A 25,957-nucleotide genomic window follows, 5' to 3' on the forward strand; every position below is an offset into this window, starting at 1 on the left:
GCCTTTCGCCCTACGAACGGGTAGCCAATTGCCGGTCGCTCTAATGCGGGTAGGCACGCGGGATCCGCGGTGACACCTCGTTGCGGAACGTCTCGATCCGGGTGATCACCTGCCGTCTGCCGACGGTGTTCTCCAGGCGATCGAGATAGAGGCAGCGGGCGGCGAGTTTGTCCAGGTCGACGGTGAAGTAGATGGCCATCAGCGGGTTCACGAAGAGCGTGCTGCCACTGGTACGCCGGGTGAACTGGACGTCGCCGAACTCGCCGCCGACGGCCGCCGCGATCTGGCCGTTGACGATGCTCGGCCGGTCCGGGGTGGCCCGCTGGGCGTCGGCGACCGCGTCGCGGTACAGCACGGCCTCACGGCTCGTACCCGGGATCGACAGCGCCCCGAGGTAGCCGCCGTCGCGGTCCAGCGCCGCGATGTTCTCCAGCACCTGCACGTGGTTGACCCCGTGGTACGCGTCGATGCCGAAGCCGAGGCAGGTCACCAGCTTCACCGGGAGGTCGATTCCGGCCACCGCGCCGACGCTGGTGATGTCCTCGACCGGGGTGCCGAGCGCGTCCTCGTCACCGCGGCACAGGATGTCGGTGCCGCCGTCGACCAGGACGATGGCGTCGATATCCAGGCGGTCGACGAGAAACCGGTACGCCTCCCGCAGCGTCTGCACCCCGAGCGGCGGGAAGGCGTGCACGGTCGACGGCAGCTCGTTCTTCGCCAGCCAGCGGGCCAGCGTCCCTTCCGGGAAGTACCAGTCCGGGGTGGTGGTCGACGGGGTCACCGCCACCACCTGGTCGGAGATCCAGGCGTCCCGGTCGATCAGCTCCAACTCGGAGAACGACAGGTTCGCCAGGTGCACCTCCGTGCCGTTGTTCCACAGGGCGAGGGCGAGCGGCAGCCCGGCGTAGATGTCGAAACCACCGCCCGCTCCGGCGATCAGCACCCGGCGGGCCGAGGAGAGTGCGGCGAACAGGGGAGGGGTGGCCAGCGATGCGGCGAAGTCCGTCACCCGCCAATGATCAACCACGGGCCCGCGGCGCGGCGGCCCGCACGGACGGCAACATGGCGATCTGCTCGGGTTCGGCCAGCCCGGCGTCGACCGCCAGCAGCGACAGCAGGCGCAACGGCCGGCCGGTCCCGGCGGCCGCCTGCATCCGGTGGTGCCCGTCGAGCAGGAAGTGGGTCAGCGCCCAGTGGCTGTAGTAGTCGGGCCCGTCCGCGACGGCGGGCGCGCAGACGTCCAGGATCGCCACGGCGACCGCCGTCGGTATCGCGCCACCGGACAGTTCGGCGGTGTGGGCGGCGACCCGGTCGGGTTCGTTCCAGGACGGCGGCACCATCGGGACGACGAACTCGTACAAGTGTGCGTCGGCGTCCACCGCGGTTTCAAAGGTGCGGTAGTAGGGCGTACGCGGATAGGCGGGCAGCCCCCAGAACGATTCGAGTCCCCAGGTGCTGATCTGCTCCTCGGCGAAGTAGTCGCCCGGCCCGGACGGCCGTACCAGCCGGGGTCGCACCTGTAGCAGCAACGGCTGGTAGAGGCCCTCCGGCAGCAGTGCCGCGAACCGGGCGATGAGCTGGTCGTCGAGTTCGGCCGTGCCGTCCGGGTCGTCCGGCGAGAAGGTCGTCGTGGCGCCTTCCAGACGCTGGAACAGGAATTGGCATGTGCCGCACCAGTTGCTCAACTCGAACGCCGGCGCGTCGTCGACGGTCAACAGCCGCCGCCCGCGCCAGTTGACGTCGTCCTTCGGCCCCTCCACGAATCGCAACCGCGGCTCGCCGGGATTCCCGAGCACCCGCGCCTCGCCCACAGTCACCAGCATCTCGCCACGATAGGCGTCGCGACCGCCGCCGCGGGAAGCCCGCGGCGACGGTCGCGACCCGGACCGGATCAGTCGGATCCGCAGATGACGTCGTCGATGAGACGTGTGGCGCGCTGGTACACGTTGCGGGACGCCTCCTCGTCGGCCAACTGTGTGGTCAGGGCGAGCACCGCGACCCGGTCGCCGTCGGCGCTGACCCCGTTGGCGTTGTTGACGCCGGGCACGTCACCACCATGCGCCCAGTAGCCGCCGCACCGGTTCGGGATGAACGTGATGCCCAGCCCGTACCGTCCTCCGGGAATGAAGTCCTGGTAGGTGGTGGCCAGCACGGTCTCGTGCATCTGGGCCATCTGCCGTGGCTTGAGCAGCCGGCCACCCTGGAGCGCCTGCCAGAATTTCGCCACGTCCGACGGCGTGCTCACGATGGCGCCGGCGGCGCTCGCCGCGCTCGGGTTCCACTGCGTGACCTCGGACAGCGTCCCGCCCGGCTGCCACTGCTGGTAGGCCTTGGCGTGCGGCCGGGGCAGCGTCGTCCGGTCGCCCGGCGCCGACGTCTCGGACAGGCCGAGCGGGCGCAGGATCCGCGACCGGACCTCGGACTCCCACGGCCGCCCGGTGACCTTCTCGATCACCATCCCGGCGAGGATGTAGTTGGTGTTGGAGTAGTCCCAGCTCGTGCCGGGCGCGAAACCCGGCTCGTGCTTCATGGCGAGAGCGACCAGATCAGCGTCCTCCCAGTGATCGAACCGGTGCTCCCGGAAGCCCTCCTCGGTGAAGAGCCCCGACATGTCGCGGGTGTAGTTGTAGAGGCCGCTGGTGTGCTGCAACAGCTGCCGGACGGTGATCCGGCGGCCGTCGTTGCCGTTGCCGGCGACCACGCCCGGCAGCCACCGGTCGACCGTGTCATCGAGCGACAGTCGGCCCTCACCGACCAGCTGCAACACGACCACGGAGACGTACGTCTTGGTGTTGCTGCCGATCCGGAACCAGCCGTCCATCGGCACCGGTGTGCCGCGCTCGAGATCGCCGACCCCGGCGCGCGCCCGGCTGACCACCCCGTCGACCCGGGTGAATCCCTGCACCCCGGTGATGCCCAGCTCGTGCAGATCGTCGACGGCGGCCGGCAACGGGCCGGGCCGGGCAGCGGCCGAGACCGGTGCCGCGGCGACCCCGGCGGCGATCGCGGTCAGAGCGGCGGCCGCGCCGAATCGACGCAGGTGTACGCGCATGTTCATGCCCTCCATACGGATGCGGGAAATGCTGCCCCCCGACCGTATGAAGGTTCATGAATCATTCCCATCCGGCTAGCTCCCGGACAAAGGTGGTGCTGACCCCACCCGGTTAACCTTACCGGGATGAGCAACTGGGCCGATCACGCCATCTGGTGGCACGTCTATCCGCTCGGCTTCACCGGTGGCCTGTACCAGGGCCCCGGCCACCGGTTCGGTCACCTCATCGACTGGCTGGACTATGCCGTCGAGATGGGCGTCAACGGCCTGCAACTCGGGCCGGTCTTCGCCTCCGAGTCGCACGGTTACGACACCATCGACCATTTCCGCATCGACCCGCGCCTCGGCGACGACGCCGGCTTCGACGAGCTGGTCGCCGCCGCCCGGTCGCGCGGTGTGCGGGTGATGCTCGACGGTGTCTTCAATCATGTCGGCCGCGGATTCTCAGCCCCCCGTCACTGGTTCCGGCACACCGGCCCCGGAGCGGACGACTTCGAGGTGTTCGAGGGCCACCACGCGCTGGTCGCCCTCGACCACGACGAACCCGAGGTCCTCGACCACGTGATCCGGGTGATGAACCACTGGCTCGACCGCGGTGTGTCCGGCTGGCGGCTGGACGCCGCCTACGCGGTGCCGCCACGGTTCTGGCGGGCCGCCGTCGACCGGGTGCGTTCCCGCCATCCGGAGGGCTGGTTCACCGGTGAGCTGATCCACGGCGACTACACGGCCTACCTGCGGGAGAGCGGCCTCGACTCGATCACCCAGTACGAGTTGTGGAAGGCGATCTGGAGCAGCCTCAACGACCGCAACCTGTTCGAGCTGGTCTGGGCCCTGGAACGGCACGGCGAGGTCCTCGGTGCGGGGCTGCCGCTCACCTTCGTCGGCAACCACGACGTCACCCGCATCGCCAGCAAACTCGACGACGTACGCCATCTCGGTCACGCCCTGGCCGTGCTGTTCACCACGGGCGGCGCGCCGAGCATCTACTACGGCGACGAGCAGGCCTACCGCGGCGTGAAGCAGGATCGTGCCGGTGGCGACGACGACGTCCGCCCACTCTTTCCCGCCAAACCCGAGGACCTTTCGGCGTACGGGTGGCCGACCTACCGTCTGCACCAGCGGCTCATCGGGTTGCGCCGTCGCCATCCGTGGCTCACGCATGCCCGTACCGAATCCTTGTCCTTGACCAACACGGCCGCCGCCCTGGTCTCCACCGCGCCCGGAAACCGCCTGATCACCCTGCTCAACGTCGGTGACATCGAGACGACGTTCGACATCGACGTGGCCGGTCTGACGGTGCTGGAGGCCGACGAACCCGGCGACCACCGGAATCCGGCCACCGTCCCCGCGCACGGCTGGCAGATTCTCGGCTGAGATTTCTCCGGGGAGGACGTCAAGACGACGGGAGCGGCTCCGACTACTGGTCGAGAACCAACCCCGAAGAGGAGAACGACGATGCGTTTCCTGATCAGTCTGCACATCAACCCGGCCGTGCTGGACGCACTGACCGACGAGGAGAAGGCGGCCATCGGCGACGGCCACGGCACGTTCATGGAGGAGATCAAGGCGTCCGGCGAACTGATCACCACGCTCGCCCTCGCCGACCCCTCCCAGGCCGCGGTCGTTTCGGTACGGGGTGCGGCGCCCGTCGTCACCGACGGCCCGTATGCGGAGGCGAAGGAGTTCCTCGGCGGCTTCTACCTGGTCGACTGCGAGGACCGGGAGCGCGCGCTCGCCCTGGCCGCGAAGATCCCGGACGCCGCCATCGAGGGCCTCGGTGTCGAGGTGCGCCAGGTGATGTTCGCCGACGGCAATCTCGACGCGTGACCGAACCGGCCATCGAGGACCTGTTGCGCGAGTTCGCGCCACAGGTCCTCGGCGCGCTGGTCCGCCGGCACGGCCGTTTCGAGGACTGCGAGGACGCCGTGCAGGAGGCTGTCCTCGCCGCGACCGTGCAGTGGCCGGGCGAGGGCGTGCCGGAGAGCCCGCGCGCCTGGCTGACCACCGTCGCGTCCCGGCGGCTCGTCGACCAGGTGCGCAGCGAACAGGCCCGCCGCGTACGGGAGGTGGCCGTCTCCGCCGAGCCTCCGCCGGAGGTGCCGGACACCGACGACACGCTGCTGCTGCTGTTCCTGTGCTGCCATCCGGCGCTGACCCCGGCGTCGCAGACCGCGCTGACGCTACGGGCGGTGGGCGGCCTGACGACGGCCGAGATCGCCCGCGCGTTCCTGGTGCCCGAGGCGACCACGGCGGCCCGGATCAGCCGTGCCAAGCAGCGTATCCGGCAGGCCGGAAGCTCGTTCCCGCCGCCGGACGGCCCCGATCGTCTCGGGGTCGTCCTGCACGTCCTCTACCTGATCTTCAACGAGGGCTACACGGCGTCGTCCGGTGACCGCCTGATTCGCGCGGACCTGGCCCGGGAGGCGATCCGCCTGACCCGGCTGGTGCACGCCCGACTGCCCGACGACAGCGAGGTGACCGGCCTGCTGGCGTTGATGCTGCTCACCGACGCCCGCCGGGACACCCGTACCACCTCGTCGGGCGACCTGGTCCCCCTCGACGAGCAGGACCGCACCCGCTGGCACCGGCCCCAGATCGACGAGGGCATGACCCTGGCGAAGGCGTCGCTGGCCGGATCGGCGCTCGGCCCGTACCAGTTGCAGGCGGCCATCGCTGCCACCCACGCCGACGCACCCACCGCGGCCGGCACCGACTGGCGCCAGATCCACGCCCTCTACCTGATCCTGGAGCGCATCGCCCCGAACCCGATGGTCACCCTCAACCGTGCCATCGCCCTGGCCGAGATCGACGGCCCCGCCGCCGGCCTGACCCTGCTGGCCACCCTGGACGCCGACGACCGCATGGCCGGCCACCACCGCCTCCTGTCGGTCCGCGCCCACCTGCTGGAACGCTCCGGCGACCTCGCGGCCGCCCACGACTGCTACCGCCGGGCCGCGAAGGCCACCGCCAGCCTCGCCGAACAACGCCACCTGGAGTCCCGGGCCCGCCGCCTGCACCGGTGACCGCCCTTTTCGTCAGACGCCGGGTTGGGAACGATGACCGGATGGACGACAGCCGGGCGCTCACCCTCCAGGCCATCACGATCCTGCGGGGCACGCCGGACCGCGCCGCCCTGGACGCCGCGATCGACCTGCTGCGACGGGCCCTGGCCGGCACGCCGGAGGACAGCCCCGATCACGCCGGCGGCCTGGCGAACCTCAGCGGAGCCCTGCACCAGCGGTTCGTCGCCTTCGGTGATCCCGCCGACCTGGACGCCTGTGTGGACTTCGGGCAGGCCGCCGGGGACGCGGCCGAACCGGGCAGTGACGCGTACGCGATCTCCCGTACCAATCTCGCCGCCTCGCTGCGGCTGCGCTTCGACCGGCGGCAGGACCCGGCCGACCTGGACCGGGCCATCGAGACCGGGCGGGAGGCGGTCCGGGCGACCAGCGGCGACGACCCGCGCCTCGCGGTGCGGCTGTCCAATCTGGCCAACGGCCTGCGCACGCGTGGCGAGGAGACCGGGGATCGGCAGGACATCCTCGAGGCCGCCGACCTGGCCGTCGACGCCTTACGGCGGTGTCCCGCCGGTGACCGGAGCCGCGCCGCGATCGCCTCGAACGCCAGCATGAGCCGGCACGCCCGATATCGCGCCACCGGTGATCTCACCGACCTGGAGGCGGCCGTCGCCGCCGGCCGCGAATGCCTTGCCCTCGCCCCGGCGCCGTCCGCGGCGGCCGCGATCCGGCTGTCCAACACCGCCCTGATGCTGCGGGAACTGGGACGGCACACCGGCAGCACGGACCGCTGCGCCGAGGCGGTGACGATGGCCGAACGGGCCGCCGCCCTGGTCGAACGGGTCGGCGTCGAACACGAGGCCAACCGGGTGTCGGTCCGGCAGACAGCCGGCGTCGCCCGCCTCGAACACTTCGAACAGACCGGCGACCTCGGCGACCTGGACGCCGCGCTGCGCTGGGCCCGCGCCGCCGTCGAGGCGGCAGCCGTGCTCGGCCCGTCCGGCGCCGTCGTCGCCCGTGCCTGGCACCACCTGAGCAACGTCCTGCAAGCGCGCGTCGAGGCGCTCGGCGACCACGGCGAACCGGACGGCGTCGACGCCGCGGTACGGGCCGCCGAGACGGCGGTCGCGGCGGTGACCGAGCGCTACCCGGAACGGCCGGCACTGCTCACCACCCTCAGCGCCGCCCACCGGCTGCGGTACGAGGAACACGGGACCGTCGCCGACCTCGACCACGCCGTCAGTCACGCGCGTACGGCGCTGCGGCTCGCCGGTGACCGGATCCGGTCCCGTAGTACCGCCCTGGTCACCCTGGGCGTCGCCCTGCAGGCCCGGTTCGAGTCCGGCGCGCCGGAACGGGACATCGACGAAGCGGTCACCGTGTTCCGCGAGGCCGCCACCACCGCATCCGGCCGTGCCAACCTGGCCGCTGCGCTGCTGCGTGCCTACATCGTGAGCCGGAAACGCGCGCTGCTCGACGAAAGCATCGAGACGGCCGACCGTGCCGTGGCGGAATCGGCAGTGGGCGACCGCTGGCTGCCGGCCCGGCTGAACACCCTAGCCATGGGCCTGCGGGAGCGAGCCGAACGCGACGGCAGCCGTACCGACGCGGACAAGGCCGTCGACCAGGCCCGGCGGGCGACGGCCGCGGCAGGTGCGAGCGTCGGCCAGCGGCGGTCCGCGCTGGCCGGCCTGGCAGTGGCGTTGCAGACCCGGTACACGCTGACGGCCGCCGCGAGCGACCTCGACGACGCGATCCAGGCGGGCAGGGAGGTTCTCGCCGGCCTTCCCGCCGGCCACCCCGGCCGGCCCCGCTACCTCGGCAACCAGGGCAGCGCGCTGCACGAGCGGTTCACCGCCCGCGGGTCGGCCGCCGACCTCGCCGCCGCGGTCACCTGCCTGCGGGACGCGGTCGACGCCACCCCGGCCGGCGACTCCGACCTGCCCGGCCGTCTCGGCAACCTCTCCTCGGCGCTGCGCGAGGCGGGCGACGCCGAGGGCGCCGCAGCGGAGGCCCGCCGGGCGACCGGTCTGGTTCCGGTCGGCCATCCCGAGGCGCCCCGCTTCGAGGAACTGCGCGCCCTGGCCCTGGAACACCTGGACCGCATCGACGAGGCCCGCGAGCACTTCGCGGCCGCGATCGCCGCGACCGCCGAGGAGGATCGCGCCGACCGGCTCTCCAACCAGGGAGGCCTGCTCATCCGGACCTTCGACCGCACCGGCGAGGTGACCCACCTGGACGAGGCGGTCGCGGCGGCCCGTGAGGCGGCGCGCATCTGCCGCCCCGGCGACCCGCGCCGCCTGATCTACCGGTCCAACCTGGGCGTGGCGCTCATGCGCCGCCACGGCGAGACCGCCGATCCGGCGGACATGGCCGAGGCCGTCGCCAACTTCCGCGAGGTGGTGGCGAGCACGATCACCCCCACAGCGGTACGCGCGGCCGCCGGCCGTGGCTGGACCATGCTCGCCGCGGACCGCGCCGACTGGGCCGACGCCACGACCGCCGCCCGCCACGGCCTGGAGCTGGCCGCCCGGGCCGCCGACCGCGGCGTGGCCCGCTCCGACCAGGAACGCCTGCTGGCACCCAACCAGGGCTTCGCCTCGCTGGCCGCGGCGTGCGCCCTGAACGCCGGCGACCGCCCCGAGGCCGTCGAACTCCTCGAAGCCGGCCGAGCGGTCCTGCTGGCCCGCTCCCTCGACCTGCGAACCGACCTGACCGCCCTCGCCGCCGTCGACCCCACCTTGGCGACCCGCCTCGCCGACCTCCGAACCGGCCTCGACGCCCCGCCCGTCCGGCGTCAGGTGGTGGCGTAGAGGGCCAGGATCTGGTCGGCGAGGCAGGCCGGGCGGGTGGAGCCCTCGATCTCGGCCCGGGTGCGGACCACCAGGCGGGCGCCGCCGTCGATGCGCCGGGACTCGCGGAGGGTGACCAGGCCGCGCAGGCGGGCGCCGGCCGGCACCGGCGCCTGGAAGCGGACCTTGTCGAAGCCGCCGTTGACCACCAGGGAGACGCCGTCGACCTGGACCACCTCGGTCAGGAACGTCATGCACAACGACAGGGTGAGCGCGCCGTGGGCGATCGTGCCGCCGAACGGGCTCTCCCGGGCGGCCCGCTGCGGGTCGGTGTGGATCCACTGATGGTCGCCGGTCACCTCGGCGAACCGGTCGATGCGGTCCTGGTCGACCAGATGCCAGTCGCTCACCCCGAGTTCGGTGCGGTCGAGCAGGTCGTCGATGCCGGTGAAGCGGGTCATGAGGCTCCTAGATTCAGTGGGCAGATTGTTCAGTGATCCGGGCTCCAAACTAAGGGATCTGGGCAGGTTGCTCGCCGACGGATGGACTTGTTGCGCAGCCCACTGCCCTTGAGCAGGCTGCCTCTCAACAGCAGCCCGCGGTGAAAGGGAGCAGGATGTCTGTCAACGACACGCTGACCGACGAGGAGAAGCTCGCCGAGCTCGACCTCGCCACTCTCAAGCAGCTGGTGGGGCTCGTCGAGTACGACTCCGCCGGCGACCCCTTCCCGGTCACCGGGTGGGACGCGATCGTGTGGGCGGTCGGCAACGCCACCCAGACGGCGCATTTCTTCCAGTCCGCGTTCGGCATGGAGCTGATCGCGTATTCGGGGCCGGAGACCGGCAACCGTGATCACATGGCGTACGTGCTCAAGAGCGGCGCCATCAAGTTCGTCATCAAGGGTGGTGTGGACCCGGACAGCGAGATCATCGCCCACCACGCCCGCCACGGTGACGGCATCGCCGACATCGCGCTGACCGTGCCGGACGTGGACAAGTGCGTCGAGCACGCCCGCGCCCAGGGCGCCACCGTGCTGGAGGAGCCGCACGACGTCTCGGACGAGTTCGGCACCGTGCGGATCGCGGCCATCGCGGCGTACGGCGAAACCAGGCACACCCTGGTGAACCGGACCCACTACACCGGCCCGTACCTCCCGGGTTTCGTGGCCCGGACCTCGACGCACCGTAAGCGACCCGGCGCGCCGAAGCGCATCTTCCAGGCCCTGGACCACATCGTCGGCAACGTCGAGCTCGGCGCGATGGACGAGTGGGTGGACTTCTACAACCGGGTCATGGGCTTCACGAACATGGCCGAGTTCATCGGCGACGACATCGCCACCGACTACTCGGCGCTGATGAGCAAGGTGGTGGCGTCCGGTAACCACCGGGTCAAATTCCCGCTCAACGAGCCGGCGCTCGGCAAGAAGAAGTCGCAGATCGACGAGTACCTGGAGTTCTACCGCGGTCCGGGGGCGCAGCACCTGGCGCTGGCCACCAACGACATCCTCCAGGCGGTCGACGCGCTGGTCGAGGAGGGTGTCGAGTTCCTGGCGACGCCGGGCTCCTACTACGAGGACCCGGAGCTGCGGGCCCGTATCGGCAATGTCCGGGTCCCGATCGAGGAGCTGCAGAAGCGCGGCATTCTGGTAGACCGGGACGAGGACGGCTATCTGCTGCAGATCTTCACGAAGCCGATCGGCGACCGGCCCACCGTCTTCTTCGAGTTGATCGAACGGCACGGGTCGCTCGGGTTCGGCAAGGGCAACTTCAAGGCGCTGTTCGAGGCGATCGAGCGCGAGCAGGCCAAGCGCGGCAACTTCTGACCTGATCGGGAGGGTCCCATGGCGCACTACCAGAGGGCGGGCGACGTCCCGGCCAAACGGCACACCCAGCACCGCGACGGCGACGGCAGGCTCTACTACGAGGAGCTGATGGGGGAGGAAGGCTTCTCCTCCGACTCGTCGCTGCTGTATCACCGGCACGTGCCGTCGGCGGTGATCGGCGCTCGCCTCTGGCAGTTGCCCGACCAGTCGACCGAGCCGAACCAGCCGCTGCTGCCCCGGCATCTCAAACTGCACGAGCTGTTCGACGGCGAGGAGTGGAAGTCCTGTGACGCGGTCCGGGACCGGCGTCTGGTTCTCGCCAACACCGACGTCCGGATCGGGTACGTGGTGGCCGGCGCCGCCTCCCCGCTGTACCGCAACGCGACCGGCGACGAGTGCGTCTACGTCGAGGGGGGCTCCGGCGTCGTCGAGACGATCTTCGGGGACCTGACCGTCGGGGCCGGCGACTATGTGATCATCCCGCGGGCGACCACGCACCGGTGGGTGCCGTCCGGGGACGAACCGCTGCGGTTGTACGCGATCGAGGCGAACAGCCACATCGCGCCACCGAAGCGCTACCTGTCCCGGTACGGGCAGTTCCTCGAACACTCGCCGTATTGTGAACGCGATCTGCGTACCCCCGATGCGCCGCATGTCGTCGAGGGGGAGAACGTCGAGGTCTACATCAAGCATCGCGGCGACGGGCCGGGCGGGCTGGCCGGAACCGTGCACGTGCTGCCGCATCACCCGTTCGACGTGGTCGGCTGGGACGGCTGCCTGTACCCGTACGCGTTCAACGTCGACGACTTCGAGCCGATCACCGGCCGGGTGCACCAGCCGCCGCCGGTGCATCAGGTCTTCGAGGGCAACAACTTCGTGATCTGCAACTTCGTGCCGCGGAAGGTCGACTACCACCCGCTCGCGGTGCCGGTTCCCTACTACCACTCGAACGTCGACTCGGACGAGGTCATGTTCTACGTGGGCGGCGACTACGAGGCCCGCAAGGGTTCCGGCATCAACGTCGGCTCGGTGTCGCTGCACCCGGGCGGCCACTCGCACGGCCCCCAGCCGTCCGCCATCGAGGCCAGCCTGGGCGCCGAGCGGTTCGACGAACTGGCGGTCATGGTCGACACGTTCCGGCCACTGGGCCTGGGCGAGGCCGGGCGTCTCTGCGACGACGGCGTCTACGCCTGGACCTGGGCGAAGAACTCATGAACCCGCTGTTCACCGGCCTGTTCGACGACGCCGCGATCTTCCCGCCCGGCAATCTGCCGATGGCCGACGCCGTTCGGGCGCATCGGGAGCGGGCCGAATCCGGATGGGCGCCGCTTCTCGGCCCGTTCATCTGCTCGCTGGCCCGCTGGGACGAACTGGTCGCCGCCACAGCCGGCGGGCCGACCCTGCGGGTGTCGCTCGTCGTTCCCGATCTCGGGGCTGACCTGCCCGAACACCCCTCGGTGGAGATCGTCGCGGTGGAGGGCCCGGCCGCGTCCGCCTACGGCGGCACGCTCACCGCGTACCAGGAGATCGGCTGCGACGAGATCACCGCGACGCGCGTCGCGGCCCTGCGTGACGCCGGCCTGCGTTTGAAGATCAGGACCGGAGGGGTACGCGCGGACGCGTTCCCCAGCGAGGCACGGTTGGCCGGTGCCCTGTGGGCGGCGGTGCGCGGCGGTCTCGCGTTCAAACTGACCGCCGGGCTGCACGATCCGCTCCGGCACCGGGATCCGGCCACCGGGTTCGCGCACCACGGCTATCTCAACGTCATCCTGGCGACCGCCCGCGCGCTCCAGGGTTACGACATCGAGCGGGCGCTGGCCGACCAGGACGGCGAACGGGTCGCGGCCGCCGTCGCCGGGATCGACGAGGTCCTGGTCAAGGCGGTCCGGCACCACTTCGTCAGTTTCGGTACGTGCAGCATCAGCGAGCCGGTCGACGGCCTGCTGCGTTTCGGCCTACTGGAGGATCCGCGTTGACCTGGCTCGACATTCCGGCCGGCCACCCGTTCGGTGTGGCCACCCTGCCGTACGGGGTGTTCCACACCGCGGCCGACCCGCATCCGCGCGTGGGTGTCGCGGTCGGTGACCAGATCATCGACCTGCCGGCGGCCTGCCGCCGTCTCGCCCCGGAACTGGCCGGCGCGGTGGCCGGGCCGTCGCTGGACACGCTGCTCGCCGCGGGCCCGAGGGTGTGGGCGACGCTGCGCGGCGCGCTGACCACCTGGCTGTCCGACGAGGTGTACCGGGATCTTCTCGGCGGCCACCTGATTCCGGCCGGCGACGCGATCATGCATTTGCCGTTCACGGTCGCCGACTACGTCGACTTCTACGCCTCCGAGCAGCACGCCACCAACCTGGGCCGGATGTTCCGGCCCGGGCAGGACCCGCTCACCCCGAACTGGAAGCACCTGCCGATCGGCTACCACGGCCGGGCCGGGACAGTCGTGGTGTCCGGAACCGAGGTGGTTCGCCCCAGCGGCCAGCGCCGCAGCCCGGACGGTGAGATCACTTTCGGTCCGTCGCAGCGGTTGGACATCGAGGCCGAGCTGGGGTACGTGGTGGGCCGCCCCTCCACGCTCGGCCGTCCGGTCGGGCTGGCGGCGTTCGAGGAGCACGTCTTCGGGGTGTGCCTGGTCAACGACTGGTCCGCCCGCGACATCCAGGCCTGGGAGTACGTGCCGCTCGGCCCGTTCCTCGGCAAATCGTTCGCCACCTCGATCTCGCCGTGGATCGTGCCGCTGGCCGCCCTGGAACACGCCCGGGTCGCGCCACCGGCCCGGAGCGTGCCGCTGCTGCCCTACCTCGACGACGAGAAGACCCCGCTGTGGGGCCTGGACATCCGCCTGGAGGTACGGCTCAACGGCCACGTCGTGGCCCGGCCGTCGTTCGCGGGCATGTACTGGACCGGCGCGCAGATGCTGGCCCACCTCACCGCCAACGGCGCCTCGCTGCGCACCGGCGACCTGTACGCCTCCGGCACGATCAGCGGCGGTGAGCCCGGCTCCCTGATCGAACTGTCCTGGAACGGTCAGCAGCCGCTCACCCTGCCGGACGCCTCGGTCCGCACGTTCCTGGCGGACGGCGACGAGGTGGAGATCACCGCGACCGCCCCCGGCCCGGCCGGCACACTGATCGGCCTCGGCACGGTCCGCGGCCGGATCACGGCGGCCAACTCGATCTGACCAGCCGCCGGGCCGGGCACCTCAGGGGAGTTCGGCCCGGGGCGCCGTGACCAGACCGGTTTCGTAGGCGACGACGACGAGTTGGGCCCGGTCGCGAGCGTTGAGTTTGGTGAGCAGACGGCCGACGTGGGATTTGACAGTGGCCAGGCTGAGGCCCAGGTGGGTGGCGATGTCGGCGTTGGACAGCCCGCGGGCGATCAGCACCAGGGTCTCGCGTTCACGGTCGGTCACCCCGTCGAGCCTCCGGTGGAAGACGCGGGACGGGCGGGGCTGAGCGCCGAACGCGGCGATGAGCCGGCGGGTGACACTGGGCGCCAGAAGCGCCTCCCCGGCGGCGACCACGCGGATCGCGGCGACGAGGTCGGCGGCGGTGGCGTCCTTGAGCAGGAAGCCGCTGGCGCCCGCGCGCAGCGCACCGTAGATGTACTCGTCCAGGTCGAAAGTGGTGAGGATCAGCACTCGGGTGTCGGTGGTCTGCTGGCAGATCTCTTCAGTGGCGTCGATGCCGGTCATGTCGGGCATGCTGATGTCCATCAGGACCACGTGCGGCTGTTGGGCCAGGGCGAGCTGGACGGCTTCGCGGCCGCTGCCGGCCTCACCGACCACCTCGAAGCCGGGAGTCGTGTCGAGCAGGATCCGGAAGCTGTCGCGGAGCAGCGCCTGGTCCTCGGCGATGAGGACCCGGATGGGATCGGTCATGGTCGGCCACCCTGGCCCGGCGCGGGGTACGGGATGTGCGCGGTCACCGCGAACCCGCCGTCCGGTTGCGGGCCGGCCAGCAGGCTGCCGCCATGGGCGCCGACCCGTTCGCGCATACCGCGTAGTCCGTGCCCGCCGTCTCCCGGTGCCACCGTGGCCGTGCCGTTGTCGGCCACCAGCACGGTGACCGACTCCCTGCCGGCCTGGACGTCGACGGTGCATCTGGTCGCTTGCGCATGACGGACGACGTTGGTGAGGGCTTCCTGGACTATCCGGTACACCACGAGGCGGATGCCGGCCGGCGGTGTGGTCGTGCCGGCGAATGTCGTCTCCACCTGGACGCCGGCCTCCTCGGTGCGGCGGGCGAGGATGCGCAGGTCCTCGTCTCCACCCGATGGCGTGGCGGGGCCCTGGTCCGCGCGGAGCAGACCCACGGCGCGCCGCATCTCGGCCAGCGCCTCCCGGCCGGCCGTCTCGATGACCTCCAGGGCCGTCAGGCTCTCCTCCGGCCGAACATCGGCGACGTGGCGTGCGACGCTGGCTTTCATCGTGATCATGCTGAGGCTGTGCGCCACGATGTCGTGCATGTCGCGGGCGATGCGCAGCCGCTCCTCGGCCACCGCGTGGGCGGTCCGGGCTTCGAAGACCTGCTCGGCGACTTGCCGGCGGTGGCGAACGGACCAGCCGGTCACCCACGGGACCGCGACCGCCGGAACGGCGACCAGCGGCGCCGCCGGCCACAGCAGCCCGAGCGCGGCAGCGCCGCCGAGCCCCGCGGCCAGCGCCGGAACCGAACGCGACGGCGGCAGACCGGCCGCTGCCGCGAACTGGGTCAGCGCCACGGCCGCGCACAGGCCCGGTGCGGCGTGCACAGGGATCACACCGTCGATCAGAACGCCACCGGATGCGGTCAGCGTCAGCACAGCGGCCGGCAACGCCCACCGGCGGCGGACGGCGACCGGAACGGCGACGGCGCACACCATGGCCCACTGCCACCAGGCCGGATTCCCGGACTCCTGTGCCGCATAGCCACACACCACCAGAACAGCCGCGGCCACCGCCGCGTCGACGACCTGCCCCCGTGTCCCGATCACGTGGCCACGCTACCGACGTCCGCCCTGGTTGCCATCAGACTCAGGGTGGTCATCCTCCGGTAGCAGGCGCACGCTCCGGCTCGTCCCGGCGGTACGGCCGCGGATTCGTTCCGTGGCCCGATGTGCCGCACCTCGGGGTGGCGGCAGAGTCCAGGCATGCTCACCGTGACAGTCGACTCGCCGCACACCGCCGACCGGGCGTTCACCTTCCCCGGCCCCTGGATGGGTGGCGTGTCCCTCATCGCCGGGCCTCTGCTCCTGCTGGCCGGCACGCTCCTGCGACTCGGCGTCCCGTTCTTCTTCCCACATCAGCTGGCTGCCTATCAGCGGCACCCCACGCTGATCGCCACCGCGTACGCGCTGTTTCTGGCCGGCGTCATCGCACTGTGGCCGGGGATCGTCGCGGTCGCCGTCCGGATCGGCGAGACCCGGCCGGGCTGGGCGCTGTGGGGTGGCAGCCTGGTGATGTTCGGGCTGTTCGCCCGCGCCTTCCACTACGGCGTCAACACCTTCGCCCTCTCCCCAGGGTCATTGCGTTCTCGGATAGCTGCTGGTCACTGCGGTGATCAGGTCGTTTGACCGGCGGTTGGCTTGACGGGTGGCGCGGGCGATGTTGGTGGCGCCGGTGGTGCGGTGCCAGCCGATCGCAGTGTTACGTAGGGTCGCGATGACGGCGGGTCCGGTTCCGGTCCGGGCTTGGTGTTGGTCTTCACGGAACGTCACGTCGCGGACGTGATGGAGGCGGTTCTCGATGTGCCAGTGCCGGCGGATCCAGGTTTGCAGGTCGCGGGGCAGGGCTTGGCCTGCGGGTAGGGACACGGTCAGGTAGGCGGTTTCTCGGCTGGTCCTGCCTGCGATGATGCGGGTCCGGGTGATCCGGACGGCCTGCTGGGCGTGGGGGAAGGTGATGCCGCCGGGCGTGGCGACGGTGACGGCTTTGACGGTGCGGGTCTCGCGGCGGCCGTGTCCGCGGTCGCGGGTCCGGTCACCGACCGGGATCTGTGCCCAGGGAAGCCGTTTGAGCTGCTTGAACAGGGTCGGCTGGTTACCTTTCACCTGGACGAGCAGGTGTGCCTGGCGGATGGTGACCTCGTCGGCGTGCCTGGTTTGGGTGTGCAGGGCGTCGGCGATGAACAGGACTCCGGCGAGGGTTCCGAGGACCGTTTCGACGGCGTCGAGCAGCGGTGCGAACGACGTGATCTCGTTGCTTTTCGTGTCCACGGTGACCTGGGCGAGCACAATCCCGGTGGCGGTGTCCAGGGCGGACATCAGGTGGACCTGACGGCCGTCGCCGAGGCGGGCGCCGCGCAGGGTCTTGCCGTCGATCGCGATCACCCGGCGGTACCGGCGTGGTGGTGGGCCCGGCGGGTCGGTTCGGGTGTGCAGCCAGCCTGCGAGAACGGCGGCAAGCAGGGTCGGGTCGAGACGGATCAGTAGTCGCCACATCGTTGTCGAAGCGGGAACGGCATTGCCGAAGCCGAGCCGGTTGCGGGCGTGTTCGTCGAGGTCATGGAGCCAGTCGGTGATCGCCGCGAATGATGATGCGCCGGCTATGACCGCGCAGACCGCGACTGCCAGTACCGCGGCCAGCGGGTAGCGGATTCCTCGTGGGTCACGTGGATCCGGAACCTTTGCGAGCGCGTGCAGCAACCCGTTGTGTTCACCGTCGGTGATCAGTGCGGGTGCGCCGATGGCGTGGGGTGTCGTGACGGTCAGTGCGGTGATGAGAGATGATGCCATCGGCGGGTGAGGTCCTCGGAGCTTCGTGCGGCGTAGAGAACTTCATGATCACCGATGTGATCTCACCCGCCACCTTCGCCTCCACAGAGGCCACTCATCTCATGAAACCCCAGTTCAGACGTCCTCCTTCGGACTACGCAATCGCCCTGGCCCTCTCCCTCTCCGACAGCCTTGGCCAGATCACCGCGACCCGGGCCGTCGGCGACTACTACGGCTATCCGGAATGGGTGGCGTCCAGCCTCACCATCGCGGTGATGGCCGGCTGGATCGTCCTCGCCGGTGGTTGTCTGCTCGCCGGCGTCCTGCGCCTGGCGCCCTCGATCGCCCTGGCCCTGATGTCCGGCCTGATGGTCGGGGTTCTCAAGGGGAGCACCTGGGCATCCGTGGTGCAGGTCGCCGGGATCACCGTGGCGTTCGTACCCCTCGGCGTCACATTCCTGCGCGGTGCCGGTCGTCCGTCCAGGCACGCGGTCATGCGTACGGCACCGCTGATCCTGTTGTTCGTCGCGGGTTCGATCATCCTCGGACAGCTCGGTTGACGGTCCGGGGAAGCCGGATCACGCGGCCCGGCCGGCGGGGGTGAGCCCGCCGGCCGGACCATTCCTCAGACCGATTTCTGGTACGCGCGGAACGTGCGCGTCGACAGCAGCAGCATCCCGACCGCCGCCGCCAGCAACCATCCGCCCCGGATCAGCACGGTCTCCCATTCCGGATCGGTGCTCATCGCGGCCCGCGCCGCGTCGAGCGCCCAGTTCACCGGATTGGCAGCCGCCACCGTCCGCATCCATTCCGGCATCAGCGTCTCGGCCATGAACGCCGACGACAGGAAAGTGAGCGGCAACAGCAGCATCGTGTTGATCCCGATGATCGTCTCCCGTTGCCGGGCCAGCATGCCGACCGTGTTGGAAAGAGCGCTGAAAATCGTCCCGAGAAGGATCGCCGCCACGGTCAGAACCGTCAGCCCGGCCACGCCACCCGGATATTCGGCGCCCGCGACAAGCCCGAGCAGAATGATCGCCACCACCTGGACGGAGGTGCTCAGCGCCTGCTCGACGACCGCCGCATTCATGATCGCGCTGCGTGCCACCGGGGTGGTGAGCAGCCGGTTCATGGTGCCGCGCTCGATCTCCTCGAGCATGCCCATGCCGGCCCACATGTTCGACGACACGGCGGTCATCACCACCACGCCGGGGACCAGGTAATCCAGATAGGAGGCCGCCCCGAAACCGGGGAGCTCGACCACCCGACGGAACAGATTGCCGAACAGGAACAGCCAGATCGCCGGCTGCACCAGCAGGATCAGCACGAATGCCGGCTGCTTCACCAGCACTTTCAGCCGCCGGTTCGTCATCCAGAAGGTGTGCGTCACGAGAGTGGTCATGCCGCGAACCGCCTTCCCGCGTGACGCAGATACACGTCGTCCAGGGAGGGCCGGGCGACGGTGACGGTCGCGACGCCCACTCCGGCGGATTCGAGGGCGGCCAATGCGGCCGGAACCGCGGCCGCGCCGTCGTCGGCCCGCGCGCTCAACAGCCGGCCGTCGAAGGAGACCTCCCGCAAGCGGGTGACGGTCCCGATCGCCTGCCGCGCCTGCGGCTCGTCGTCGGCTTTCTCCAATTCCAGGTGTACGGCGTCCCCGCGCAATTCCCCTTTCAGCTCCCCGGGCGTTCCCTCGGCCACGATCCGGCCGCCGTCGACGATGGCGAGCCGGGCGGCCAGCCGGTCGGCCTCGTCCAGATAGTGGGTGGTCAGCAGGATCGCCATCGACTCCTCGGTGGCGAGCCGGCCGATCTCCGCCCACATCGCGCCCCGCACCTCGGGGTCGAGCCCGGTCGTCGGCTCGTCCAGGAACAGCACTTCGGGCCGGTGCACCAGGGCCATCGCGACGTCGAGGCGCCGCTGCATGCCACCCGACCAGCCGCGCACGGCCCGTCCGGCCGCATCGGTGAGGTCGAAGCGTTCCAGCAGTTCGCCGACGCGCGTGTGGAGTGCGCGTCCCCGTACCCCGAAAAGTCTGCCTTGAAGGGTGAGATTGTCGCGGCCGGAAGCCATCGGGTCGAGGCCCGATCGCTGCGCGACCACGCCGATGGCGCGCCGCACCCGGTCGGGATGGCGCAGGACGTCGTGGCCGGCGACGGTGGCCGTGCCGGAATCCGGACGGGCCAGCGTCGTCAGGATCTTGACGGTGGTGGACTTGCCGGCGCCGTTCGGGCCGAGCAGCCCGAAGACCTCGCCGGCGCGGACGGTCAGCGAGAGCCCGTCGAGGGCCCGGACGCCGCCGGGATAGGACTTGCCGAGATCACATGCCGTGACGGCATCTGTCATGGGATGACTCCATGCGGACGGCCGCGGACCCGGCCCCGGCTATCCTCGATGCTGCGACACGCCTCGGATGCGCCGGCCCGTTCCCGCGGATCGGTGTGTTGGGGTGGCGGTTTCCGGGCCGGGTGTTCCCGCACCCGGCCCGGAAACCGCCGTTTCTCCCGGGACGCGCCTACGGCGGCTCCGGGAAACCGGTTCACGCCTACGGCGGCTCCGGGAAACTCGTGAAGTCCGGCGTCTCACCGGTCTCGTGGTAATGCCGCCACAGGTCGAGGCCGCCGAGCGAGCCGTCACGCAGCTCCTTGAGGAGCCGCTCGATCCAGGCCGCCTCGGCCTCCCGCATCGCCAGCTGGAACTCGCTTTCGACCAGGAAGACGCGGGGCACCTCGTGGGCGGCGCCGCGCAGGCTGGAGCGCTGTGAGTCGTTCTCCACGGCGAGCACGCTCAGCCGCTGCTCCAGCAGCTCGATCACCTCGTCGGGCGGCAGGACGCCGATCACCGACAGCGCCGTCTGGAGGCGGGGGAACTCGGGGACGGGGTGGCCGACCAGCTCCCGCAGCCAGTCCTTCATCTCCTCGCGGCCGGCGTCGGTGAGCCGGTAGACGGTGCGCTCCGGGCGGCGGCCGGCCCGGACGGTCTCGGCCGCCTCGATGAAGCCGTGCTTTTCCAGGTTCTGCACCACGGTGTAGAGCGAGCCCCACTGGATCTTGAGGTCCTGGTCCTTGTTGCGGGTGCGCATGTGGGCGGCGATCTCGTACGGATGCAGCGGCGTCGTCGAGAGCGTGGCCATGATGTGCAGCCCGAGCAGGTTGCCCACCTTCCGTCGCTGCGCCATCCCCGCTCCCTCGCCGTCGTAATACTCGGGTACGAGTATTACTCATCCGAGTGCAGATGCAAAGCCCCGGAAATCGCTGTGACAGCCGTGTGACCGCCCAGGTCGTAGGCTGGCGGCGAACGGCGGAGGTGGCGTGTTGAGAGTCCTGGTGGTCGAGGATCAGATCCGCCTCGCCGACTCGGTGGCCCGGGTGCTGCGCCGTGAGGGCATGGCCGTCGACGTCGCCTACGACGGGACGGTCGCGCTGGAACGCGCCGCCGAGACCGACTACGACGTCGTCGTCCTCGACCGTGACCTGCCCGGCGTGCACGGCGACGAGGTGTGCGGGGAGCTGATGCGCGAGCCACAGCGCACCCGGGTGCTCATGCTGACGGCGGCCGGGACGCTCGCCGACCGGGTGCTCGGCCTCACCATGGGCGCCGACGACTATCTGCCCAAACCTTTCGCGTACGCCGAACTCGTCGCCCGGATCCGCGCCCTGGGCCGCCGCACCCAGCCCGCCGTGCCGCCCACGCTGGCGCACGGTGACCTGACGCTGGATCCGGCGCGGCGGGTCGCGACCCGCGCCGGGCAGCGGCTGCCGCTCAACCCGAAGGAACTGGCCGTCCTGGAGTACCTGCTCACCTCCCGGGGCCGGGTGGTGTCCGCCGAGGAGCTGCTGGAACGGGTGTGGGACGAGGCCGCCGACCCGTTCACCACGACGGTCAAGGCCACCATGAACCGGCTTCGCGCCAAACTGGGCGAGCCACCCGTCATCGAGACCGTGCCCCGCGCCGGTTACCGCATCTGAGAGGGGAACCCTGGTGGGCTTGACGGTCCGGTTGCGGCTCACCCTGCTGTACGGCCTGCTCTTCCTGTTCTCCGGCGGCCTGCTGCTGACCATCACCTACGCCCTGGTCGCCTACAACCGGGGCGCCTCCTCGCTGTCGGTCGAGAGATCGACGGACGGCCGCGAGATCATCACCGCCGTCGTGCTGGGCGACACCGCGCCGCCGGACTCCGAGCTGCCCGCGGATCTGCGCCAGGTGGTCGCGGCCGCCCGCGAGCAGGTCAGCATGGAGAAGGCCGAGGTCATGCACCTGCTGGTCGTCCAGGGCTGTGTGGCGCTCGGCGTCATGTCGGTCATCTCGATCGGCCTGGGCTGGGTGGTGTCCGGACGGCTGCTGCGCCCGTTGCAGACCATGACCGGCACCATCCAGCGCATCTCGGCGCACAACGTGCACGAACGCTTGGACGCTCCGGGCCCGCGTGACGAGCTGAAGAACCTCGCCGACACGGTCGACGGTCTGCTCGGGCGACTGGAATCGGCCCTCGACTCGCACCGGCGGTTCGTCGCCAACGCGGCACACGAGCTGCGTACCCCGCTGACGTTGGAACACGCCCTGCTGGAGGAGGCCGTCATCGACCCGGACGCGACGGCCGACACCTTCCGGGAGCGGTTCAAGGAGCTGATGGCGGTCAGTGAACAGCAGGCCCGCCTGCTGGAATCGCTGCTGGTGCTGGCGACCAGCGAACGTGGCCTGGACCGCCACGACAGCATCGATCTGGCCGGGCTGGCCGGCGACGTGGGACGGTCCTTCGCGCGCCGTCACGACTTCACCGTGGCGGCCGACCTGGCACCGGCCCGTATCACCGGCGATCCGGTGCTGATCGAACGGCTTCTGGCCAACCTGGTCGACAACGCGATCAGCTACAACGTCCCGGACGGGCGGGTCGACGTGACGACCGGCGCCGAGGACGGCCGCTGCTTCCTGACGGTGACCAACACCGGGCCGCCGGTCCCGCCGGAGCTGGTGGACCGGCTGCTCACCCCGTTCCAGCGGCTCAACCGGACCGCCGACGACGGCCACCACGGCCTGGGTCTGTCCATCGTGGCGGCCATCGCGACCGCCCACTCCGCCGAGCTTTCGGTGCGCGCCCGGCCCGACGGCGGGCTCGCCGTCACCATTCGTTTCCCGCCGGAGAATGTGCCCGCCGTGTGACCGGCCGGGGCGTAGAAATCCCGGCATGACGAAGACCAGAACGGCCTGGACGGTCGCCGCGCTCCTGTGCGGAACACTGCTTTCCGGCTGCGGCGGAGCGCTGGACGGATCGGACGAGGACCACTTCCAGCAGGCGATGGACTACGCGAAATGCCTGCGGGAGAACGGCATCCCGAACGCCCCCGACCCGGTGCGGGAGGACAACGGTGTCGGCATGGAATTGCCGAAGGTCGACGACGCGGTGCTGAAGAAGGCGGAGGAGGCCTGCCGCGACAAGCAGCCGCAGGGCGATGCCGGCGACAGCGACCCCGTCGATCCGGCGAAGGTCACCGCCTGGGCCACATGCATGCGCGGAAAACTGCCGAAGTTCCCCGATCCCGAGGTCGAGGGCAACACCATCAAAATCATTCTCACCGGTACGGGCATCGAGCCCGATTCCTCGCAGTTCAAGGACGCCCGAGAAGCCTGCGACTCCCAAGATCCCGGCGGCAACACGCATTTCGAGGACCTGGACTGATGGCCCCGAAACGAACCCTGCTCGTGCTGCCGGCCCTGGGTGCCACCGTGATCGCGGTCGCCGCCGGCACCGGGATGCTCGGCGGCGACGGCGACACCGGTGACGTGGCGCTCGCCGGGCCACCGGCCACCGCCACCGTCGAGAAGCGCACCCTGACCCGTACCGAGAAGGTCGGCGGCGACCTCGGCTTCGGTGACACCACCGGGGTGCAGGCGCCACCGGCCGGCGGCGGCATGGTCACCTGGCTGCCCGGCGAGGGCGATGTCCTGCAGCGCGGCGACACCGTCTACCGCGTCGACCAGCGGCGGGTCCCGCTGCTCTACGGCACGATCCCGCTCTACCGCACGCTGTCCGCCGGCAGCGAGGGCGCCGACGTCCGGCAGCTGGAACGCAACCTGCATGCCCTCGGCTACACCGGATTCACGGTCGACACCGAATACACGTCGTCGACAGCGGCCGCGGTCCGCGACTGGCAGGAAGACCTGGGCCGCACCGAAACCGGCCGGATCGAACCGGGCGACGCCGTGGTGTCATCGGGGGCACGTCGCGTCGCCGAGGTCGCCACGCAGACCGGCGCCGCCGCGTCCGGCGTGCTGCTGCGCTGGACCGGCACCACCCGTGTCGTCACCGTCGACCTGGACACCGACTACGCCGACCTGGTCCGGAACGGCACCACGGCGACCGTCGAACTGCCCGACGGCACGGGCGTCACCGCGCGGGTCACCGACATCGGCACACCCACCTCGCAGGAGAAGGGCGGCGCCACCCTGCCCGTCGAACTCGCCGTACCCGATCAGAAGAAGCTGGGCCGCTACCAGGTGGCGACGGTCCAGGTGATTCTCGCCGCCGAGACCCGCGAGGACGTGCTCGCCGTACCGGTCACCGCCCTGGTCGCGCGGTCCGGTGGCGGCTATGCCGTGATGACCGGTGGCGAGTATCTGCCGGTCACGACCGGGCTGTTCTCCGGCGGCTACGTGGAGATCTCCGGCGACGGCGTCACCGAGGGACTCTCCGTGGGGGTGCCGGCATGACCGCACCCGTGGTCGAGTTGTCCGGAGTCTCCAAACGGTACGGCGACGTGATCGCCCTCGACGACGCCGACCTGCGCATCGACCGTGGGGAACTGCTCGCCGTCGTCGGTCCGTCCGGCTCCGGGAAGTCGACCCTGCTGCACATCATGGGCACCCTCGACCGGCCCACCACCGGGACGCTGCGCATCGACGGGTACGACGTCGGCGCGCTCAGCGACCGGGAGCTGTCGGTGTTGCGTGCCCGTGCCATCGGCTTCGTCTTTCAGCAGTTCCACCTGGCCCGCGGGGTTCCGGCGATCGACATCGTCGCCGACGGCCTGCTCTACACCGGCAGGTCGCGCGGCTTCCGGCGGCAGGCCGCCGAGCGGGCGCTGCACCGGGTCGGCCTCGGCCACCGGATGAGGCACCTGCCGCATCAGCTGTCCGGCGGCGAACAGCAGCGGGTCGCCATCGCCCGCGCCGTCCTCGGCGATCCGCCGCTGCTCATGGCCGACGAGCCGACCGGCGCCCTCGACTCACAATCCGGAGAGACCGTGATGGCGCTGCTGCGCGACCTCAACGACGCCGGCACCACGATCGTGGTGATCACCCACGATCGCGACATCGCGGCCTCGCTGCCGCGACAGGTCCGGCTCAAAGACGGCAAGATCATTTCAGGGGTACGGGCATGAGCGAGCTTGCGAGCGCCCCGCCGCTGGTTCCGGCCAGAATGCCGGTCGCCGACGTGATCCGGGTCGGCGGGCACGGCCTGCGCTCACGTCCGCTGCGGGTGTTCCTGTCCGCGCTCGGCATCGCGATCGGCATCGCCGCGATGGTCGGGGTCATGGGCATCTCCGCGTCCTCGACCCACGAACTGGACCGGCGGCTCAGCTCGTTCGGCACCAACCTGCTGACCGTCACAGCGGGAGAGGGGTCGCACCTGCCGACCACGGCGGTCAGCATGATCGGCGCGCTGCCGGCCGTCGACACCGTTTCGGCCGTCGGGCGCACCGGCGTACGGGTCTACCGCAACGACCACATTCCCACGGAGCGCACCGGCGGCATCGTGGTCTACGCGGCCCGGACCGACCTGCCCACGGTGGCCGGCGCCCGTACCGTCGCCGGGTCCTGGCTCACCGAGGCGCACACCGCCTACCCGGCCGTGGTGCTCGGCTGGACCGCCGCGAGATCCCTGGCCGTCTACGAGACCGGCCCGGACCAGCTGGTCTGGCTCGGCGGCCGATGGTTCACCGTGGTCGGCATCCTGGCCCCCAACGACCTGCTCACCGACCTCGACTACGGCGCCTTCGTCGGCTGGCCGGTGGCCGAACGCGAACTCGGCTTCGACGGCTACCCGACCACCGTCTACACCCGTCCACAGCAGAGCGCGGTCACGGCCGTACAGCCGCTGCTCGGCGCCGCCGCCAACCCGGAGAACCCCGGCGAGGCCACCGTCTCCCGCCCGTCCGAGGTGCTGAAAGCCCAGCTGGAGACCCGCCGTACGCTCAACGCCCTGCTGCTCGGCCTGGGCGCCGTGGCCCTGCTGGTCGGTGGCATCGGCGTGGCCAACACGATGGTCATCTCGGTCCTGGAACGCCGCTCCGAGATCGGCCTGCGCCGTTCCCTGGGCGCCACCCGGGGCCAGATCCGCACCCAGTTCCTGGCCGAGGCCCTGCTGCTGTCCCTGCTCGGTGGTGCCGGCGGCGTCGCCCTCGGCATCGGCATCACGGCCGCCTTCGCCGCCACCCAGGGCTGGGCCGCCGTGGTGCCCCCGTGGGCGATGGGCGGCGGCGTCGCCGCCACCCTGTTGATCGGCGGCCTGGCCGGCTTCTATCCGGCCGTGCGCGCCGCCCGCCTCCCACCCACCGAGGCTCTGGCCAACCCCTGAGGGCGA

The 25,957-nt window shown here is 70.8% G+C and carries 26 protein-coding genes; 16 read left to right on the forward strand and 10 right to left on the reverse strand.

Annotation, left to right across the window (positions count from 1 at the left end; genetic code table 11):
* Positions 1-40: 40 nt before the first annotated feature.
* The 3 genes from BJ964_RS28420 to BJ964_RS28430 all read right to left on the reverse strand — a co-directional run bounded on the left by BJ964_RS28420 (position 41) and on the right by BJ964_RS28430 (position 3,052).
* Entirely contained in the window at positions 41-1,009 is a 969-nt protein-coding gene (locus tag BJ964_RS28420) for a DUF1152 domain-containing protein (protein WP_188123540.1), read from the reverse strand.
* A gap of 10 nt (positions 1,010-1,019) precedes the next feature.
* A complete protein-coding gene (locus BJ964_RS28425; RefSeq protein ID WP_188123541.1) occupies positions 1,020-1,823 on the reverse strand; it encodes a hypothetical protein in 804 nt (267 codons plus the stop codon).
* Positions 1,824-1,891: 68 nt separating this feature from the next.
* Positions 1,892-3,052 (reverse strand): serine hydrolase domain-containing protein, encoded by a 1,161-nt coding sequence (locus tag BJ964_RS28430; RefSeq protein WP_188123542.1) that lies wholly within the window; start codon positions 3,050-3,052, stop codon positions 1,892-1,894.
* A gap of 126 nt (positions 3,053-3,178) precedes the next feature.
* Here BJ964_RS28430 and BJ964_RS28435 point away from each other — a divergent pair, with 126 nt between their 5' ends.
* The 4 genes from BJ964_RS28435 to BJ964_RS28450 all read left to right on the forward strand — a co-directional run bounded on the left by BJ964_RS28435 (position 3,179) and on the right by BJ964_RS28450 (position 8,882).
* Positions 3,179-4,426, forward strand: coding sequence for an alpha-amylase family glycosyl hydrolase (locus tag BJ964_RS28435; RefSeq protein ID WP_188123543.1), 1,248 nt, complete (start codon positions 3,179-3,181; stop codon positions 4,424-4,426).
* A gap of 81 nt (positions 4,427-4,507) precedes the next feature.
* Positions 4,508-4,879, forward strand: a complete 372-nt coding sequence (locus BJ964_RS28440) for a YciI family protein (protein WP_188123544.1) — start codon at positions 4,508-4,510, stop codon at positions 4,877-4,879.
* On the forward strand, positions 4,876-6,075 hold the full coding sequence (locus tag BJ964_RS28445; protein ID WP_188123545.1) for an RNA polymerase sigma factor: 1,200 nt from the start codon (positions 4,876-4,878) through the stop codon (positions 6,073-6,075). Before BJ964_RS28440 ends, BJ964_RS28445 begins: the two co-directional genes overlap by 4 nt.
* A gap of 41 nt (positions 6,076-6,116) precedes the next feature.
* Positions 6,117-8,882, forward strand: a complete 2,766-nt coding sequence (locus BJ964_RS28450; protein ID WP_188123546.1) for an ATP-binding protein — start codon at positions 6,117-6,119, stop codon at positions 8,880-8,882.
* Here BJ964_RS28450 and BJ964_RS28455 read toward each other — a convergent pair.
* Complete coding sequence (locus BJ964_RS28455; protein WP_188123547.1) at positions 8,867-9,322, reverse strand: MaoC family dehydratase; 456 nt, start codon at positions 9,320-9,322, stop codon at positions 8,867-8,869. The genes BJ964_RS28450 and BJ964_RS28455 overlap by 16 nt on opposite strands.
* Positions 9,323-9,477: 155 nt before the next feature.
* Here BJ964_RS28455 and hppD point away from each other — a divergent pair, with 155 nt between their 5' ends.
* From hppD to fahA, 4 genes are read left to right on the forward strand one after another with little or no spacing between them, the layout of a single operon-like run.
* Positions 9,478-10,683, forward strand: a complete 1,206-nt coding sequence (gene hppD, locus BJ964_RS28460; RefSeq protein WP_188123548.1) for a 4-hydroxyphenylpyruvate dioxygenase — start codon at positions 9,478-9,480, stop codon at positions 10,681-10,683.
* 18 nt (positions 10,684-10,701) lie between these two features.
* Positions 10,702-11,898 carry a homogentisate 1,2-dioxygenase gene (locus BJ964_RS28465; protein WP_188123549.1) on the forward strand — a complete coding sequence of 399 codons (1,197 nt, stop codon included), beginning with the start codon at positions 10,702-10,704 and terminating at the stop codon, positions 11,896-11,898.
* Complete coding sequence (locus BJ964_RS28470) at positions 11,895-12,659, forward strand: hypothetical protein (RefSeq protein WP_188123550.1); 765 nt, start codon at positions 11,895-11,897, stop codon at positions 12,657-12,659. Before BJ964_RS28465 ends, BJ964_RS28470 begins: the two co-directional genes overlap by 4 nt.
* Positions 12,656-13,864, forward strand: coding sequence for a fumarylacetoacetase (fahA, locus tag BJ964_RS28475; protein ID WP_188123551.1), 1,209 nt, complete (start codon positions 12,656-12,658; stop codon positions 13,862-13,864). The genes BJ964_RS28470 and fahA overlap by 4 nt, the downstream gene beginning before the upstream one ends.
* 21 nt (positions 13,865-13,885) lie before the next feature.
* Here fahA and BJ964_RS28480 read toward each other — a convergent pair whose 3' ends face one another.
* Together BJ964_RS28480 and BJ964_RS28485 are read right to left on the reverse strand one after the other, a co-directional pair.
* Positions 13,886-14,563, reverse strand: coding sequence for a response regulator (locus tag BJ964_RS28480; RefSeq protein ID WP_188123552.1), 678 nt, complete (start codon positions 14,561-14,563; stop codon positions 13,886-13,888).
* A complete protein-coding gene (locus BJ964_RS28485) occupies positions 14,560-15,657 on the reverse strand; it encodes a sensor histidine kinase (RefSeq protein WP_188123553.1) in 1,098 nt (365 codons plus the stop codon). Before BJ964_RS28485 ends, BJ964_RS28480 begins: the two co-directional genes overlap by 4 nt.
* Positions 15,658-15,813: 156 nt before the next feature.
* Here BJ964_RS28485 and BJ964_RS28490 point away from each other — a divergent pair, with 156 nt between their 5' ends.
* The gene (locus tag BJ964_RS28490) at positions 15,814-16,236 is read left to right on the forward strand and encodes a hypothetical protein (protein WP_188123554.1); all 423 of its coding nucleotides are present in this window, start codon (positions 15,814-15,816) and stop codon (positions 16,234-16,236) included.
* On the opposite strand, the gene BJ964_RS28495 is transcribed toward BJ964_RS28490, so the two are convergent.
* On the reverse strand, positions 16,186-17,397 hold the full coding sequence (locus BJ964_RS28495) for an ISAs1 family transposase (protein ID WP_239163896.1): 1,212 nt from the start codon (positions 17,395-17,397) through the stop codon (positions 16,186-16,188). The two genes, BJ964_RS28490 and BJ964_RS28495, sit on opposite strands and share 51 nt — an antisense overlap.
* Before the next feature lie 101 nt (positions 17,398-17,498).
* On the opposite strand from BJ964_RS28495, the gene BJ964_RS28500 reads away from it, so the two are divergent.
* Positions 17,499-17,936 carry a hypothetical protein gene (locus BJ964_RS28500; RefSeq protein ID WP_188123555.1) on the forward strand — a complete coding sequence of 146 codons (438 nt, stop codon included), beginning with the start codon at positions 17,499-17,501 and terminating at the stop codon, positions 17,934-17,936.
* A 65-nt stretch (positions 17,937-18,001) separates the two neighbouring features.
* On the opposite strand, the gene BJ964_RS28505 is transcribed toward BJ964_RS28500, so the two are convergent.
* The 3 genes from BJ964_RS28505 to BJ964_RS28515 form a co-directional block, all read right to left on the reverse strand.
* Positions 18,002-18,748: an ABC transporter permease gene (locus BJ964_RS28505; RefSeq protein ID WP_229806773.1), complete on the reverse strand. Its 747-nt coding sequence runs from the start codon at positions 18,746-18,748 to the stop codon at positions 18,002-18,004.
* A 26-nt stretch (positions 18,749-18,774) separates the two neighbouring features.
* Positions 18,775-19,722: an ABC transporter ATP-binding protein gene (locus tag BJ964_RS28510; protein ID WP_188123557.1), complete on the reverse strand. Its 948-nt coding sequence runs from the start codon at positions 19,720-19,722 to the stop codon at positions 18,775-18,777.
* A gap of 199 nt (positions 19,723-19,921) precedes the next feature.
* Positions 19,922-20,554 (reverse strand): PadR family transcriptional regulator, encoded by a 633-nt coding sequence (locus BJ964_RS28515; protein WP_188123558.1) that lies wholly within the window; start codon positions 20,552-20,554, stop codon positions 19,922-19,924.
* Between the two features lie 136 nt (positions 20,555-20,690).
* Between BJ964_RS28515 and BJ964_RS28520 the strand changes: the two genes are divergently transcribed.
* The 6 genes from BJ964_RS28520 to BJ964_RS28545 are packed head-to-tail and all read left to right on the forward strand — an operon-like array spanning position 20,691 to position 25,951.
* On the forward strand, positions 20,691-21,344 hold the full coding sequence (locus tag BJ964_RS28520; RefSeq protein ID WP_188127213.1) for a response regulator transcription factor: 654 nt from the start codon (positions 20,691-20,693) through the stop codon (positions 21,342-21,344).
* A 13-nt stretch (positions 21,345-21,357) separates the two neighbouring features.
* Complete coding sequence (locus BJ964_RS28525; RefSeq protein WP_229806774.1) at positions 21,358-22,536, forward strand: sensor histidine kinase; 1,179 nt, start codon at positions 21,358-21,360, stop codon at positions 22,534-22,536.
* A 25-nt stretch (positions 22,537-22,561) separates the two neighbouring features.
* Complete coding sequence (locus tag BJ964_RS28530) at positions 22,562-23,053, forward strand: hypothetical protein (protein ID WP_188123559.1); 492 nt, start codon at positions 22,562-22,564, stop codon at positions 23,051-23,053.
* Entirely contained in the window at positions 23,053-24,084 is a 1,032-nt protein-coding gene (locus tag BJ964_RS28535) for a peptidoglycan-binding protein (RefSeq protein WP_188123560.1), read from the forward strand. The genes BJ964_RS28530 and BJ964_RS28535 overlap by 1 nt, the downstream gene beginning before the upstream one ends.
* Entirely contained in the window at positions 24,081-24,755 is a 675-nt protein-coding gene (locus BJ964_RS28540) for an ABC transporter ATP-binding protein (RefSeq protein ID WP_188123561.1), read from the forward strand. The genes BJ964_RS28535 and BJ964_RS28540 overlap by 4 nt, the downstream gene beginning before the upstream one ends.
* Positions 24,752-25,951, forward strand: coding sequence for an ABC transporter permease (locus tag BJ964_RS28545; RefSeq protein WP_229806775.1), 1,200 nt, complete (start codon positions 24,752-24,754; stop codon positions 25,949-25,951). The genes BJ964_RS28540 and BJ964_RS28545 overlap by 4 nt, the downstream gene beginning before the upstream one ends.
* The last annotated feature ends 6 nt before the right edge of the window (positions 25,952-25,957 follow it).

This window comes from Actinoplanes lobatus (assembly GCF_014205215.1).
Lineage (GTDB): Bacteria > Actinomycetota > Actinomycetes > Mycobacteriales > Micromonosporaceae > Actinoplanes > Actinoplanes lobatus.

Excerpts from the sequence above, each read along its gene's own strand:
- BJ964_RS28425 (WP_188123541.1), bottom strand. The coding sequence starts at position 1,823 with ATGCTGGTGACTGTGGGCGAGGCGCGGGTGCTCGGGAATCCCGGCGAG.
- BJ964_RS28430 (WP_188123542.1), bottom strand. The coding sequence starts at position 3,052 with ATGCGCGTACACCTGCGTCGATTCGGCGCGGCCGCCGCTCTGACCGCG.
- BJ964_RS28435 (WP_188123543.1), top strand. The coding sequence starts at position 3,179 with ATGAGCAACTGGGCCGATCACGCCATCTGGTGGCACGTCTATCCGCTC.
- BJ964_RS28440 (WP_188123544.1), top strand. The coding sequence starts at position 4,508 with ATGCGTTTCCTGATCAGTCTGCACATCAACCCGGCCGTGCTGGACGCA.
- BJ964_RS28450 (WP_188123546.1), top strand. The coding sequence starts at position 6,117 with ATGGACGACAGCCGGGCGCTCACCCTCCAGGCCATCACGATCCTGCGG.
- BJ964_RS28455 (WP_188123547.1), bottom strand. The coding sequence starts at position 9,322 with ATGACCCGCTTCACCGGCATCGACGACCTGCTCGACCGCACCGAACTC.
- hppD (WP_188123548.1), top strand. The coding sequence starts at position 9,478 with ATGTCTGTCAACGACACGCTGACCGACGAGGAGAAGCTCGCCGAGCTC.
- BJ964_RS28465 (WP_188123549.1), top strand. The coding sequence starts at position 10,702 with ATGGCGCACTACCAGAGGGCGGGCGACGTCCCGGCCAAACGGCACACC.
- BJ964_RS28470 (WP_188123550.1), top strand. The coding sequence starts at position 11,895 with ATGAACCCGCTGTTCACCGGCCTGTTCGACGACGCCGCGATCTTCCCG.
- BJ964_RS28480 (WP_188123552.1), bottom strand. The coding sequence starts at position 14,563 with ATGACCGATCCCATCCGGGTCCTCATCGCCGAGGACCAGGCGCTGCTC.
- BJ964_RS28490 (WP_188123554.1), top strand. The coding sequence starts at position 15,814 with ATGCTCACCGTGACAGTCGACTCGCCGCACACCGCCGACCGGGCGTTC.
- BJ964_RS28495 (WP_239163896.1), bottom strand. The coding sequence starts at position 17,397 with ATGGCATCATCTCTCATCACCGCACTGACCGTCACGACACCCCACGCC.
- BJ964_RS28500 (WP_188123555.1), top strand. The coding sequence starts at position 17,499 with ATGAAACCCCAGTTCAGACGTCCTCCTTCGGACTACGCAATCGCCCTG.
- BJ964_RS28505 (WP_229806773.1), bottom strand. The coding sequence starts at position 18,748 with ATGACGAACCGGCGGCTGAAAGTGCTGGTGAAGCAGCCGGCATTCGTG.
- BJ964_RS28510 (WP_188123557.1), bottom strand. The coding sequence starts at position 19,722 with ATGACAGATGCCGTCACGGCATGTGATCTCGGCAAGTCCTATCCCGGC.
- BJ964_RS28515 (WP_188123558.1), bottom strand. The coding sequence starts at position 20,554 with ATGGCGCAGCGACGGAAGGTGGGCAACCTGCTCGGGCTGCACATCATG.
- BJ964_RS28530 (WP_188123559.1), top strand. The coding sequence starts at position 22,562 with ATGACGAAGACCAGAACGGCCTGGACGGTCGCCGCGCTCCTGTGCGGA.
- BJ964_RS28535 (WP_188123560.1), top strand. The coding sequence starts at position 23,053 with ATGGCCCCGAAACGAACCCTGCTCGTGCTGCCGGCCCTGGGTGCCACC.
- BJ964_RS28540 (WP_188123561.1), top strand. The coding sequence starts at position 24,081 with ATGACCGCACCCGTGGTCGAGTTGTCCGGAGTCTCCAAACGGTACGGC.
- BJ964_RS28545 (WP_229806775.1), top strand. The coding sequence starts at position 24,752 with ATGAGCGAGCTTGCGAGCGCCCCGCCGCTGGTTCCGGCCAGAATGCCG.